Origin of the sequence: Erythrobacter cryptus DSM 12079 (assembly GCF_000422985.1) — a bacterium.
Lineage (GTDB): Bacteria > Pseudomonadota > Alphaproteobacteria > Sphingomonadales > Sphingomonadaceae > Erythrobacter > Erythrobacter cryptus.
On the sequence record NZ_AUHC01000025.1, the window covers coordinates 1 to 14,655 of the forward strand.

The 14,655-nt window shown below is 62.8% G+C and carries 11 protein-coding genes and 1 pseudogene; 9 read left to right on the forward strand and 3 right to left on the reverse strand.

Going from position 1 to position 14,655, the window contains the following annotated elements; genetic code table 11:
• From G524_RS17415 to G524_RS16700, 8 genes are all read left to right on the forward strand, one after another.
• Positions 1–1,715: trypsin-like peptidase domain-containing protein (locus tag G524_RS17415; RefSeq protein WP_211219359.1), on the forward strand; the 1,715-nt coding region annotated here is incomplete at its 5' end.
• A complete protein-coding gene (locus G524_RS0111770; RefSeq protein ID WP_027443879.1) occupies positions 1,712–2,104 on the forward strand; it encodes a hypothetical protein in 393 nt (130 codons plus the stop codon). The genes G524_RS17415 and G524_RS0111770, both read left to right, overlap by 4 nt.
• A gap of 73 nt (positions 2,105–2,177) precedes the next feature.
• Positions 2,178–4,016 carry an N-6 DNA methylase gene (locus G524_RS0111775; RefSeq protein ID WP_027443880.1) on the forward strand — a complete coding sequence of 613 codons (1,839 nt, stop codon included), beginning with the start codon at positions 2,178–2,180 and terminating at the stop codon, positions 4,014–4,016.
• Entirely contained in the window at positions 4,013–5,323 is a 1,311-nt protein-coding gene (locus tag G524_RS15870) for a restriction endonuclease subunit S (RefSeq protein ID WP_036857906.1), read from the forward strand. Before G524_RS0111775 ends, G524_RS15870 begins: the two co-directional genes overlap by 4 nt.
• The gene (locus G524_RS0111785) at positions 5,320–6,927 is read left to right on the forward strand and encodes a hypothetical protein (RefSeq protein WP_027443881.1); all 1,608 of its coding nucleotides are present in this window, start codon (positions 5,320–5,322) and stop codon (positions 6,925–6,927) included. The genes G524_RS15870 and G524_RS0111785 overlap by 4 nt, the downstream gene beginning before the upstream one ends.
• A complete protein-coding gene (locus G524_RS0111790; RefSeq protein WP_027443882.1) occupies positions 6,924–8,057 on the forward strand; it encodes a Fic family protein in 1,134 nt (377 codons plus the stop codon). The genes G524_RS0111785 and G524_RS0111790 overlap by 4 nt, the downstream gene beginning before the upstream one ends.
• Before the next feature lie 114 nt (positions 8,058–8,171).
• Positions 8,172–11,123: a type I restriction endonuclease subunit R gene (locus G524_RS0111795; RefSeq protein WP_027443883.1), complete on the forward strand. Its 2,952-nt coding sequence runs from the start codon at positions 8,172–8,174 to the stop codon at positions 11,121–11,123.
• Positions 11,110–11,451: a M48 metallopeptidase family protein gene (locus tag G524_RS16700; protein ID WP_084625171.1), complete on the forward strand. Its 342-nt coding sequence runs from the start codon at positions 11,110–11,112 to the stop codon at positions 11,449–11,451. Before G524_RS0111795 ends, G524_RS16700 begins: the two co-directional genes overlap by 14 nt.
• 32 nt (positions 11,452–11,483) lie before the next feature.
• Here G524_RS16700 and G524_RS0111805 read toward each other — a convergent pair whose 3' ends face one another.
• The 3 genes and pseudogenes from G524_RS0111805 to G524_RS15875 form a co-directional block, all read right to left on the reverse strand.
• A complete protein-coding gene (locus tag G524_RS0111805) occupies positions 11,484–12,410 on the reverse strand; it encodes a three-Cys-motif partner protein TcmP (RefSeq protein ID WP_027443884.1) in 927 nt (308 codons plus the stop codon).
• Positions 12,407–13,165, reverse strand: a complete 759-nt coding sequence (locus G524_RS0111810; RefSeq protein ID WP_027443885.1) for a DUF5131 family protein — start codon at positions 13,163–13,165, stop codon at positions 12,407–12,409. Before G524_RS0111810 ends, G524_RS0111805 begins: the two co-directional genes overlap by 4 nt.
• 738 nt (positions 13,166–13,903) lie before the next feature.
• Positions 13,904–14,371, reverse strand: a pseudogene (locus G524_RS15875) (transposase); the annotation flags it as partial.
• 62 nt (positions 14,372–14,433) lie between these two features.
• Here G524_RS15875 and G524_RS0111820 point away from each other — a divergent pair.
• Positions 14,434–14,655: transposase (locus G524_RS0111820; RefSeq protein WP_027443886.1), on the forward strand; the 222-nt coding region annotated here is incomplete at its 3' end.

Genomic DNA, 14,655 nt, shown 5'->3' on the forward strand with positions numbered 1-14,655 from the left:
CCGCAGCCTCAGGCGCGCCGGATGCGCAAAGCCGGGTGGTCACCGCCCGCGGCGATCTGGCCGAGGATGAGAAGGCCACCATCGCGCTGTTTGAAAAGGCGCGCGATTCGGTGGTGTTCATCTCAACCGCTGAGCTTGTGGCCGATCTGTGGACCCGCAACGTGTTCGAGGTGCCGCGCGGCACGGGTTCGGGCTTCATCTGGGATGATGCCGGGCACGTGGTCACCAATTATCACGTCATTGCCGGGGCCTCGCAGGCGCGGGTGCGGCTGGCCGATGGGCGCGATTACAAGGCCGCGCTGGTGGGCGCCTCGCCCGCGCATGATATTGCGGTGCTCAAGATCGGGATCGATTTCCGCCGCCCGCCGCCGGTGCCGATCGGGACCAGCGCTGATCTCAGGATCGGGCAGAAGGTCTTTGCCATCGGCAATCCCTTCGGGCTTGACTGGACGCTGACCACCGGAATCGTCTCGGCGCTCGACCGCAGCCTGCCGAGCGAGGACGGGCGCAGCCGCATCGATCACCTGATCCAGACCGACGCGGCGATCAATCCGGGCAATTCGGGCGGGCCGCTGCTCGATTCGGCTGGGCGGCTGATCGGCATCAACACCGCGATCTTCAGCCCCTCGGGCGCTTCGGCAGGGATCGGCTTTGCCGTGCCGGTCGATACCGTCAACCGGGTGGTGCCGCAGCTGATCCGTCACTTCGCCAAGCTGGTCGAAGTGTTCGACCGGAACGATGTGACCTTCGTCTCGGTCACGCAGAGCTTCAACACCACCACCTCGATGGGTCGGCTGACGCTTAACATCCTGCTCTCCTTCGCCCAGTTCGAGCGGGAGGTGACCGCCGAGCGCATCCGCGACAAGTTCGCCGCCTCACGCCGGAAGGGCATGTGGATGGGTGGCGTCCCGCCCTATGGCTACCGGGTCGAGAACCGCAAGCTGGTGATCGATGAAGAAGCCGCTGCACATGTGCGCTGGATCTTCGCCCGCTTCCTCGAGGTGGGTTCGGCCACCCTGCTTGCCCGCGAGATCGCGACGCGCGGCATCCGCACACCGCGCGGCAACCCGATCGACAGGAAGTACCTCTACCGCATGCTCAGCAACCGCGCCTATATAGGCGAGGCGGTGCACAAGGGCGAGAGCCATCCCGGCGAGCACGAGCCGATCATCGCGCGCGAGACCTGGGAGCATGTCCACGCCATCCTGCGGACAAGCCCGCGCCAGCGCGCCGCCAGAACTCGGGCAGACACGCCTGCGCTGCTCAAGGGCCTGCTGTTCGGTCCCGACGGCGCCGCCTTCTCGCCGAGCCACACGCGCAAGGGCGACCGGCTCTACCGCTACTATGTCAGCCAGACGGTGCTGAAGCACGGCGCCGGTGCCTGCCCCGTGGGCCGCGTGCCCGCAGGCGCGATCGAGGCGGCAGTCATCGACCGGCTGCGTGCCGTCTTCCGTCAGCCGGAGATCGTGGTGGGCACCTGGAAGGCGGCCCGCGCCCAGGCCGCCGACATCACCGAGGCCGAAGCCCGCATGGCGCTTCGCCAGCTCGATCCGCTGTGGGACGAACTGTTCCCCGCCGAGCAGGCGCGCATCGTTGCGCTGCTGATCGAACGGGTCGACATCGGCACCGATGGCCTTGCCATCCGGCTGCGCGTTGATGGCCTTGCCGCCATGGCCCGCGAAACGCTGGCAGGCGAGGCACGGGCGGCAGCATGAGCCGCGCAAGCCAAGCCTCCGAGACCGTCACCCTCCACGTGCCCTTCCGCCTCGTCCGGCGCGGCGGGCGGAAGGAGATGCAACTGCCCGAAGGTCACACTCCCCCGCGCAAGCCCGACAGCGCCCTGATCAAGGCGCTCGCCCGCGCCTTCCGCTGGAAGCGCATGCTGGACACCGGCCAGTTCGCCACCATCGCCGAGCTGGCCCAACGCGCGGGCATCGCCCCGTCCTATCTCACCCGTATCCTTCGTCTGACCCTGCTCGCACCCGACATCGTCGAGGCAATCCTCGACGGCAGGCAGGGGCCGCAGGTGACGCTGGCAAGGGTGATGGACGGGTTCCCGGTAGAGTGGGAGAGGCAAATTTTCTCGTTTCTACGAACGAAATAGTCTTCAAGCTATTTCGCAGCGAAGTGGCTCCGTCGGGATTGATCTATTTTGCAATATAGCATACATATCAAACATGACAGATAAACAGACCATCGCTGCCACGCTGTGCGCCATCCGCGCCAATCTCGACCTCACGCAAGAGCAGCTCGCCGAACGGCTTGGTGTGTCCTTCGCCACCGTCAACCGCTGGGAGGGCGGCACCAACATGCCGCAGAAAGCCGCCCGCGCCACCATCGCCGCCCTCGCCGCCGAGGCCGGGGTGGACATGGACGAGCCTAGCGCGGATTCGGCCGATGCGGCAGCGAAAGTAACGCGCCGCCGCACTGGCACGCGCTCAGCACCGCCCTCCACAAAGTCCATGGAGCAGATGCTGTGGGATGCGGCCTGCTCGATCCGCGGCGAGAAGGACGCGGCCAAGTTCAAGGACTATCTGCTCCCGCTCCTCTTCCTCAAGCGCCTATCAGATGTCTTCGACGACGAGATCGCGCGGTTGGCCGAGGAATATGGCAACCGCGAAACGGCGCTGGAGATTGCCGAGGAGGACCACGCTCTCCTACGCTTCTATTTGCCGCCGGAAGCCCGCTGGGTGGTGATCAGCGGGCGCGAGACCTACGACTGGCCGAACGACGAGCAGGGCCGCCCGACCCGCCCGAAGGATATCGGCGAGCATCTGACCAAGGCTGTGCGCGCGGTGGTGCGGCAGAACCCGTCCCTGTCCGGCGTTATCGACGTTGTGGACTTCGCCGCCGAGCGCAACGGCGAGCGCGACATCAACCCGGCCAAGCTGCGCGAGGTGGTCGAGACCTTCTCCGATCCGCGCTATAGGCTCGGCCTCGCCGACGTGCAGCCCGATTTCCTCGGCCGCGCCTACGAATACCTGCTGCGCAAGTTCGCGGAAGGCTCGGGTCAGAGCGCCGGCGAGTTCTTCACGCCGACCGAGGTGGGCTTCCTGATGGCGCACATCATGCGCCCGAAGCCCGGCGAGGAATGCCACGACTATGCCTGCGGCTCGGCGGGGCTACTGGTCAAGCTCCAGCTCGTCGCGCGCGAGCTCGATCCCATCAGCAAGGTGCCGCTCAGGCTTTACGGGCAGGAGCTTACCGCTGAAAGCTATGCCGTCGCCCAGATGAACGCGATCATCCACGACATGAGCGTCGAGATGGCGCGCGGCGACACAATGATCAATCCGAAGTTCAAGACGGCGGACAGCAAAATCCGCACCTACGACATCGTCGTGGCCAATCCGATGTGGAACCAGCCGTTCAACCCGGACATCTTCGCCGACGATCCGTTCGACCGCTTCCGCACGGCAGGCGGCGCCACCACCGGCAAGGGCGATTGGGCGTGGCTCCAGCACACGCTCGCCTGCCTGAACGACAGGGGCCGCGCGGCGGTAGTGCTCGATACTGGCGCGGTGACGCGCGGCTCAGGCAGCAAGAACGAGGACAAGGAGCGGAACATCCGCAAGTGGTTCGTCGAGAATGATCTGATCGACGGCGTGATCCTGCTGCCTGACAACCTGTTCTACAACACCACTGCCGCCGGCGTGATCGTCGTGCTGTCCAAGCGCAAGCCTGCCGCGCGCAAGGACAGGATCGTCCTTCTGAATGCCTCACGCCGCGTGCAGAAGGGGCGGCCGAAGAATTTCATCCCTCAGGAGGACATTCGCCCGCTGGCCGCGGCCTACCTGAAGGGCGAACCGGTCGAGGGCGAGATCGCCGTCATCACACGGGAGCAGGCGGCTGAGGCGGATTACAACCTCAGCCCGAGCAGGTGGGTCGGCAACGTCGATCAACAGGACCAACGACCGATCGCGGATATCATCGCTGACCTGTTCAAGCTGGACGATGCCGCTCGCGAAATTGATGCCAAGCTGGCCAAGATGCTGGCGCCCTTGGGAGAACAGAAATGATCCCAGACGGATGGCGTGCGATCCCGTTCGCGGAACTTGCAGACTACAAGGCAGGTCGGACTCCAGCTCGCGCGAACCCTGACTATTGGCAGGGCGCCGATGATGGCGTTCCTTGGGTCGCGATTTCTGACATGACGGAGTTCGGCACCGTCACTGAGACCAAGGAAAAGATCAGTCGAGCGGCGTTTCGAGAGGTTTTTCGCGGGAAGACCGTGCCCGCAGGGACGCTGATCATGAGCTTCAAGCTCACGATCGGACGGGTCGCAACCCTTGGTATCGATGCTTGCCACAATGAGGCAATCATCGCCATTCACCCCCGCAATGGTGTGGACCAGCGCTTTCTTGGCTACTTCCTAGCACAAGTTGATTATGACGCGCTGCAGGATCGGCAGGTAAAGGGAAACACCCTTAACCAAGAGAAGATCGACCGCATCGAAATCTGGCTGCCGCCGAATGATGAGCCGAAGCAGATCGCTGACGTCCTCGATCTCGTGCGGCATGCCATCAAGCTGCAGGACGACGGACTTGCTACTGCCCAAGACCTCAAGCGCGCTGCGATGCAGACGCTTTTTACGCGCGGGCTGCGGGGCGAGGCGCAGAAGGAAACCGAGATCGGCCCGGTGCCGGAGTCCTGGAACATACCGGCTCTCGAGGAGATTGCCGCGATCTACTCCTCTAGTCGGTTGAACTACAGCGAGCTACTCAATCGCGAGATCGAGGCACCAACCGCAGAAGCTTTTCGTGTTCTGGGTATCAAGGTCATGGACATGAATAGATGCGAAGCCGAAGCCACCCTTGAGGACGCTGAGCTAGCGCGCTTGGTCGACGCCGACGAGGCAATACGCAGGTGTATTCCGCCAGGGGCAATTGTCTTCCCGAAGAACGGAGCGGCGGTCTCTACAAACAAGAAGCGCCGCGTTGGGGAATGGTGTGTTCTAGACCCTAATGTCATGGCTCTGCATGCCAAGAACGGGACCGATCAAGGTTTTCTGTTTCAATGGATCCAAAAATTCGATCTTAAGTCGATTGTAAAACCCGGCCCTGTCCCGAACTTCGGGAAGGGTGATATCTCAGGCGTCCGGGTTCCGATGCCGCCCACGGTGGATGAACAACGCGAAATCGTCGCCGTCCTCGAGGCCATCGACCGCAAGATCGACCTGCACCGCCGCAAGCGCGCCGTGCTCGACGAGCTGTTCAAAGCGCTGCTGCACAAGCTGATGACCGGCGAAATCCGCGTTGCCGACCTTGATCTTGCCGCGCTTTCGCTCACCCCTGCCGCCATCTCGGCAACGGAGGCCGCCGCATGACCACGAGCCTTGCCGAAGCTCTTTCGCCGCTGACCGCGCGCCTGCCACGCATGGTGCGCGAGCACGAGGTGCTGCGCATTGCCGCCACGCTGCAAGGAGAGGATCCCGAGGCCGCCGCCCGCGCCGCCGCAGCCGAAGTGCTGAAATGGGCAACAAGACAGGCAGGAACAAAGCTTCCCGAACAGGCCTGGGCGGGCGAGAGCTTCGACCTGCCGCTGCCGGGCCGCGACCCCACCGCCATCCGCCTGCGGACCGACAATGCCGATCTTTGGGCCTTCCGCCTGCACCGGCCGGACCGGGATGTGCCCGGCCGCGCCTGGACCACCGAGGTGGTGCTGGGCCACATCCCCGGCCAGCCGGCGCGCTTCAGCACCCGCCTGATTGTCGCCACTGACGAGCCCGGCCTTGCCATTGCGCCGGCCGTGCCGGGTTTTGTCCGCCAGATCGCGCAGAAGTGTGGTCTTCTGGCGGGATCGCAGCGGCTCAGAACAGCGCCGAGCGTGCTTCGCAGCCGTGAAGATGGCGAGGCGCTCATCGACCATCTGACCGATCCGGGGCGGGTCTTGCCAACCATCGTGCTGACCTGTTTCACTGGGGAGGAAGCGCCTTTCCTCGACGCTGCCAGACTGAACCAGCATCTCTTGGGCCTGGCCCATGTCACGGTTGCTCATGCCGATGCCTGCTGGGCCTTGACCGAAAGGCTGGGCAAGCGGCTATCAGTCTTTGGCGGGGCGGCGCGCATCTACCAACCGGGTTTCGACGAGGCATCCGACCCTTATGCCCACCGGCTGGTGCTTGCAGAGACACTCGCTTCCCAACAAAGCGCGGCCAGAGCCGACTCCTGGCTTCGTCAGGCAGCGGCGGGAGCCAGTCTGCGCCGCAGCCGCATCGGGCGGGATGTGCTGACCTTCGCGGCCATGCGCGCTGCGAGTCTCGAGACCCGGCAGGCTGAGCTGAGGGATTCCGGAAGCGAAGGCGAGAAGCTGGCTGCTGCCCTGGCCCGGGTGGATGCCCTGGAGGAGCAACTCACCTCGATCCGAGCTGAAAACGACTATTATGTTGAGGAGTATGAAAGCGAGAGGGCCCGCGCAGAAGCGGCTGAGGCGCAGGCCCAGGCGGCCGCTTGGCGCATCCAGGATCTGATTGCCAAGCTACGCGAAGCGGGAGGCGATCCAGATAACACAATGGTCTGGCCGAACGCCTGGGAGCATTTTGCCGACTGGTGCGAAAACCAGTTTGCGGGCCGTCTTGTGCTGACTCCTGCCGCGCGCCGCGGTGTCCGCAAGCCCGAGCTGATTGACATCCAGACAGCTGCGCGCGCCTTGCATTGGCTCGCCACACAAGCTCGAGACCGTTTCATTGATGGTGGCGGAACTCTCGCGAACATCCCGATCTTCGAGGGCGTTCAGAATGCGCCCTGCGGTCAGGACAGCTTCGATTTCAACTGGGCGGGACGTCGCTTCTTGGCAGACTGGCACGTCAAAAATGGTGGCAACACGCGTGATCCTTCGCGCTGTTTGAGGATCTATTACTGTTTCGACCCGCAGACCCGGCAGATCATCGTCGCAGAGATGCCGACGCATCGCCGAACAGGTGCGACATGACTGGACCGGTGCATTATCATTTGGGTCAGTTCCCGCCTGCGCCGGAGCTGTTGGACTGGCCGCGCCTTGTCCCACTGATCGGTCCGGCAAATGCCGCGCTCGCCCGCTATGACGGTCTCGTTGCGGCCATACCCAATGCCAGCGTGCTGCTGTCTCCGCTGACGACCCAAGAAGCGGTGCTCTCATCGAAAATCGAGGGCACGAACGTCACCATGGGTGAGGTGTTGGAAATCGAGGCCGGGGCCGATGGCGACGTGGACCAGCCCAAGCGCGACGATGCCGAGGAAGTGCTCAACTACCGCGTGGCCCTGAGTTTCGCCGCGAATGCACTCCAGGAGCGGCCCCTTTCTCTGCATCTCTTGCGCGAAGCACATGCCTTGCTTCTGCAGGGGGGGCGCGGGCGCGACAAGAACCCCGGAGCATTCCGCACCGAACAGAACTGGATCGGACCAAAAGGTTGCACCATCGATCAGGCGAGCTTCGTCCCCATCCCGCAGGAGCATCTTCTCAGCGGGTTGGACACTTGGGCAGCCTACACTGCTGATCGCGGGCAACCTGATCCCCTAGTTCAGCTAGCCCTTATACACCTCGAGTTCGAAGCACTTCATCCTTTCAAAGACGGCAATGGTCGACTTGGGAGGATGATCATTCCCCTGTTTCTAATGCATAGGGGGGTCCTCTCTAGTCCAAGCTTCTACATGAGCGGCTACCTTGAAGACCGACGAGAAGAGTATGTCGAGCGTATGCGTGCGGTGTCGCGCACCGGCGCATGGACAGATTGGTGTTTATTCTTCCTCGAGGGTCTCATTGAACAGGCCCACCAGAACCAGGAGCGCGCCCAGCAGATCATTGCGCTGAACATCCGAATGCAGCGCGAAGTTGCCGAACGCACGCATTCTCAGTTCGCTGGGCTTGCTGTGGACTTCATCTTTTCGAGGCCCGTGTTTCCCACCCCGCTCTTTGTCGAGAATGCGGGGATCCCGCGTGAATCGGCGCAGCGGCTGCTTCGCCTGCTGCGAGACGGAGACAATCCGATTCTCCGAACGATCCGTCAGGGTTCTGGACGGAGACCGGCCATACTCGCCTTCCCCGAGCTTCTGAACATTGCCGAGGGGAGGAACGTGCTTTGAGCGTTATCCGCTACACACAACTATACTTGCGTGTAATAAATCCCTGCTTCACTACATGCAAATGGGCTTGCTGTTCGTCCGTGACACACAACGGCAGGCTAACGGCGCGGTGCGATGTCTGAGATCCGGATCAGTGAGGCTGGCACCGTCCAGTTCCCGATGGTGACCCACGCCGTGGGCATCGGCTGGACGCCGATCACGCCCGAGGTCGCCAAGCAGAAGCGCGGCGGCGAGGCCGGCATGATGCTCCGCGATGAGCTGGAGGCAGCGCTCGCCAAATTCAATCCGTGGATGACGGCTGATGCCATCCGCCAGGTGATCGAGAAGCTGGAGGCAATCCCACCCACCATCGAGGGTAATCGCGATGTGCTCGCCTGGCTGCGCGGCGAGCGGCAATGGTACGACGAGGCCGAGAAGCGCCACCGCCATGTTCAGCTCATCGACTTCGAGCATCCGGGCGAGAACGTCTTTCACGTCACCTGGGAATGGAAGCTGAAGCCGCCGGCGCGCAAGGGCAACCGGGCGGATGTGATGTTCGTCGTCAATGGCGTGCCTGTCTGCATCGTCGAGCACAAGAACCCCAAGGATGGCGGCGCCATCGACCAGGGCGTGACCCAGCTCAAGCGCTACGAGAAGGAGACGCCGGAGCTGATCGGCGCGCCGCAGCTCTTCAACGTCACGCACCTGCTCGATTACTGGTACGGCGTCACCTGGAACGCTAACCGCCGCTTCATGGCGCGCTGGAAGCAGCAGCCCGAGGAGACCTACAAGTTCGCGGTGCAGGCCTTTTTCGAGCCGACCGACTTCCTGCGCACGCTGCGCGACTGGATCCTGTTCTATGTCGAGGACGGCGAGACGCGAAAATCGATCCTGCGCCAACACCAGCGCATCGCCATCGACAAGATCGTCGCGCGCTGCGAGGACAAGGAAAAGAAGCGCGGCCTCGTCTGGCACACGCAGGGGTCAGGCAAGACGTTCACCCTGCTCACCGCCGCGAAGCTGATCCTGGAAGACAAGGCGCGGTTCCAGAACGCCACCGTCATCCTGGTGGTGGACCGCACCGAGCTCGAGGGACAGCTCAAGGGCTGGGTCGAAAAGCTGCTCGGCGAGATGCAGCAGCAGGACATCCCGGTCTGGCGGGCGAACTCGAAGGCCGAGGTGCAGGAGCTGCTCAAGACCGACAAGCGCGGTCTGATCATCTCGATGATCCACAAGTTCGAGGGCATCGACAAGGACGCGAACACCCGCGAGAACATCTACGTCTTCATCGACGAGGCACACCGCTCGGTCGCCAAGGACCTCGGCACCTATATGATGGCGGCCGTGCCGAACGCCACGATCATCGGCTTCACCGGCACGCCGATCGCCAAGACGGCGCAGGGCGAAGGCACTTTCAAGATCTTCGGCACCGAGGACGAGCAAGGTTATCTCGACAAGTACTCGATCCGCGAATCCATCGAGGACGAGACCACGCTTCCCATCCGCCACACCATGGCGCCGAGCGAGATGACCGTTCCGGCCGAGCGGCTGGACAAGGAATTCTTCGAGCTCGCCGCAGCCGAGGGCGTGACGGACGTCGAGGAACTGAACAAGGTGCTCGACCGCGCGGTTGGCCTGCGCACCTTCCTCACCGCCGATGACCGCATCGAGAAGGTCGCAGCCTTTGTCGCCGAGCACTTCAAGGAGAAGGTTTATCCGCTCGGCTACAAGGCGTTCCTGGTTGGCGTGAACCGGGAAGCCTGCGCCAAGTACAAGCGGGCGCTGGATAAATTGCTGCCGCCCGAATGGTCGGAGGCCGTCTACACCGAGAACGCCGCGGACATCGTCGACCGCCCGCTGGTGGCCGAGGTTCAGCTCTCGCCCGAGCGCGAGGCCGATGTGCGCTTGCTGTTCAAGAAACCGAACGAGGACCCAAAGATCCTCATCGTCACCGACAAGCTGCTGACCGGCTACGACGCCCCGCTGCTCTATTGCATGTATCTCGACAAGCCGATGCGGGATCACGTGCTGCTGCAGGCCATCGCCCGCGTGAACCGGCCCTATGTCGATGCCAATGGCGTGCAGAAGCGCGTCGGCCTCGTCGTCGATTTCGTCGGCGTGCTGCGCGAACTGAAGAAGGCGCTGCAGTTCGACAGTTCCGACGTCAGCGGCGTGATCGAGGACCTGGACCTCCTGCTCAAGGATTTCTTGGCCAAGATCGAGAAGGCCAAGATCGATTACCTCGACGCCGGCGATGAGGGCAGCGCAGATGAGAAGCTGGAGAAGCTGGTCTATGGCCGCTTCCTCGATCCCGAGCCGCGCAAGGCGTTTTTCGAGGCCTACAAGGAGATCGAAGCCTTGTGGGAGATCCTTTCGCCTTCGCCTGAACTGCGCGATTACATTACGACCTTCAAGCGGCTGGCGCAGCTCTATGCCGCCGTTCGGAACGCCTATGCGGACCATGTCGGCTACGTCGCCGACCTCGCCTACAAAACCCGCCGTCTTGTTGAGGAGAGCGCGACGCAGGAGGGTCTCGGCCGGCTGACCAAGACGGTCACCTTCGATGTCAAGACTCTGGAAGGGCTGCGCGGCGAGCCGGGATCAGACGAGGGCAAGGTGTTCAACCTCGTGCGCGGGCTCCAGAAGGAGATCGAGGACGAGGCAGATGCCGCGCCTGTCCTGCAGTCGCTGAAGGACAGGGCCGAGCGCATCTTGAAGGATCTGGAGAACCGGAACACCACCGGCCTCGCCGCCATGGACATGCTGGCCGCGCTGGCAAAGGAAAAGGAAGAGGCGATCGAGGCGGCGAAAGACAGCGGCCTATCGACTCGGGTGTTCGGGATCTATTGGAATCTAAAGGACGATGAAGCGCTGCGCAATGCCGGCATCTCCGCGATGGAGCTGGCGAGGGATGCAGAGACTGAAACACATAGGTACCCTAATGCCAGGGTCAATGACGATGAGCGCCGAAAGCTGCGGGCCGCACTGTACCGCCCGCTGCTCGGGCTCTGTAAGGAAGATCGTGGCCGGGTCGTCGATGTGGTGCTCGCCATCCTGCTCAACGGCGATCACGATGCGGACAAGTGAAGATCGACGCGTCCAGCTTCGTCACCGTGTTGAGTATTGGTCCAAGCGTCTAAAAGTGGCGCCCCGCATCGTCCGGATCCAGCGTATGACCCGCAAATGGGGCTCATGTTCGACCACTGGCATCGTCACGCTTGCCGAGGATTTGGTCGATCAAGAGGTGAGTTTCCAAGACTTCGTGATTGCCCACGAACTGCTGCATCTGCGTGTGCCCAACCATGGCAAACTGTTCAAAGCGCTATTGACAGCGCATATGCCCCAGTGGGGCGATTACGACAAGAATCGATCGGGTGGCAGTTGTCTGGTATTTCTCGACGATCAGGAGAAATAGTAAACACTCCTCTCGACTGAGCTTCGCCACGGTCAGCCTTTACGCCGCGTGGTCTTGCGGTGTCTGAGTTCCTGCAGGTTCACGCTATTGCCCATGGCCATGATGTGCGATGCGATCGCAACGCCGCGCATGTTAGCGGAGGCCCACAGAAGGTAGTAGAGCGGATTGCCCTTGGTGTTGGTGACCAGGCTCGGCTTCACCGTATGCCCGAAAGCATGCGCAAGTCGGCCATGATAAAGCGCCAGCAGACGTTCGGCCGCCGCTTCGCTCTTTCGAACGGTATTCGAGCCGAACAGGTCATCCTTTGCTTCGTAGGCGAGGCTGTGCCAGTCGTGTGTGCCAAAACACGCATCAAGCATCTGGACCCAATTCTCGCGGATCTGACCATCGCGCGTGATGAGCCGATTGATCGCCATCGCGAGCGGAAAGTTGATGATGACATCGACCTTTCGCGTCTCGGCCAGCGCCTGCACGGTGGCCCAGTGCAGATGCGGGCCGTAGGGATCGAGGAAGGCCACGCCGCGTGCCATCGGTCGCTTGTGGAAGTGTGCTGCCAGTTTCTGCACGCCTGCATTCGCGTCACCGGTCTTGATCCGGATATCCTTCTGAGGATGGTCACGCTTCAGCTGCTCCAGCAATGCGGCACGGCGCGGATCGGCATCGAAGAAGAAATAGTGATCGAATCCCCGCCCTGTCGCCAAGGCACGGACGGGCGACCCGGCGATGAATTCCTCCTCGGCTTCGGCCTGGTCGTCGTCGATCGGCAGGTCGAGACCAAGAGCCTCAGCTGGTGCGGTGCGCACGCGCGACCATCCGGCCCCGGCGAATGCGTCGATGTAGATCAAATTGAACCGCTGGTTCTGCATCACCTTGTGATAGGCTGCGAGATATTGTTCAAGCGCGTTGAGTTTGCGCCTCGCCCATGGCCCGACCGTGTTCTGCCGGTGCGCCTGCCTCATCCGGTCAGCGCCTCGAGGATTGGCTTGGGTACGACCTTGGTCGGGAAGCCGTTCCATTCTTCTCCGTCAAGCAGCCGCCCGCCGGATTTCGGGCGCGCGCCGCCCCACTGTTTGAAGAAGAACGCTACCCCATCCCGGTTGCAGATGTCCCGAAGTCGGCGTGCCCAATCGGGGTGCATCGGCCGCGCGCCGGGGCCACTCTCGCCACCGACGATCGCCCAAGCAATTCCCCGCAGGTCGACATCGTCGATTGCGCCGAGAAGCGGCTCGAACGAGATGAAGCGTGCTTCCGATCGGATGTCCTTCAAATGGGCTATCCGGGCGGCGTGGGCAGCGTCCTCGACCGAGACGCCGAGCCAGATGTGCAGCGGCACGCCACGTTCCCCATAGCGGGCCCGAACATAGTTCCGCATCAGCGAGCTGCGCTTGGTGAGCACCTGGAAGACATGCCAGTCGGCACGCTCCATTACGTCGAAGACCCGGTCCACGAACGCGCGGTCGATGTCCTTATGGAACAGATCGCTCATGGAGTTCACGAAGATCATGCGCGGCTTTTTCCAGCGGAGCGGTTGCTCGAGACGCGTGGGCCAAAGTCTCAGATCGAAGCCTTGCTCGTAGGGATGCCCCGGTATGCCACGCCACCGCCCAGCGAACCGCTCGGCGTAGCAGTTGTCACAACCGGGACCGATCTTGGTGCAGCCCGTCACCGGGTTCCACGTCGCGTCCGTCCATTCGATGTCTGACTTCTGGGCCAACTGCTCGCCTCACGCTTTTTTGCAATGCTAACACGCGGTTGAGTCAGCACAAAGCACGAACGGTTGCTGTGGCGAGATTGGTTGCCGGCCGCAGCCGAACCAGCGCGCAACGGGCGGCGTTCGATTTCTGTTCCGTTCGCCATCCAGATGGGTTTTCCAAATCGCGTGCATCGCGAACTTCGAAATATCACTTGAAAGCAATGACTTGAAGCTGTTCACCGAAAGCGCGGCGGTTAACAGGTCCGGAGAATATCGGCCCGGAGAGAACGCGTGTGGGCCCTTCGGGGCGCGGGCCAGTGCTCAGCCCCACCCGCATAACCCTCGAAAACAACGGAAAAATCCGGCCGCAGCCGGATCGGGAGAACGCTTTGTCGCGGGCAAGTGGCGGAGGGGTTGGGCCTGATATCCAACCTTCGCTGCCCTATTGCGGCTAAGAACCATAGCCCCGAGCGGTGAAAGCGAGGTGGCATTGGCCGCGCCGAAGCCCGGGGCAGGCGCAGGGTCAAGGGGTCCGGTACGGCGTGGCGCGGCGCCTGCTCCTCGCGCCCGAGATGGTGATCCATCTCGGCATTCAGCGCGCGTTCGGCCAAAGCTGGACACCTCGAAGAACCGGCTGTTTTCGGCCTGATGGGGGCGCGAAGGGTCTGATCGCGGTCTTTGGCGCGTGACGGCTGGCCTTTTCGGCCTCGTTTTCATGGTTTGCGGGGCCGGAGCGCTGCTCGGCTGCCCGTTTTCCTGCTATGCGGGCGCACCTCGCCGCTCGAGCCAGACGAGGCGCTGGAAGTTATAGGCGAGGTTGGCCATGCCGATCTTGATCCGGGCGCGGGCGATGCCGATGGTGCGGATGAACAGCCCCATGCGGTGCTTCTGACCGGCGAACACGTGCTCGACCGCCGCGCGGACGGCGGAGCGTTTGGCGTTGGCCCGGGCGATGTGCTCGGGCAGCGGCCGACGCGGCATGCGCCGCTGGTGGATATGGCTCTTGAACATGCCGCGCTCGAGGAACGCCTCGTTCTTCCTGGAGCGATAGGCCGTGTCCGCCCACACGCCCGAGCCGGTGTTGTGCTTGCTGATGAGCTCCGGCAGCCGCGCCCCGTCATGCGCATTGGCCGCACTGGCATCCCAGGTGCGGATCAGCCCATGCGCCCTGTCGATGCCGATGTGGTTCTTGTAGCCGAACATCGGGATGGCAAGGTCGACCGGCTTGAAGCCGGACTGTCAGGAATTTCGTGTGTGGGCGGGCATAATGGGTAAGAAGGAGTCCCACTATGTCTCGACGCAAAGAACCTGTGATCCCGTCTGATTTGCTGGATCAACTTTTGGCTGGCGGTGATGCTGCTGCGGCCTTGCAGCAAGGCGGCTTGCTGGATTCGCTGAAGAAGGCCTTGGCCGAACGCGCGCTTAATGCCGAGATGGATCATCATCTCGGCCACGAAGAGCAGGCTGGCAACAGCCGCAATGGCTATGGCCGCAAGACGGTTGCCACGGAC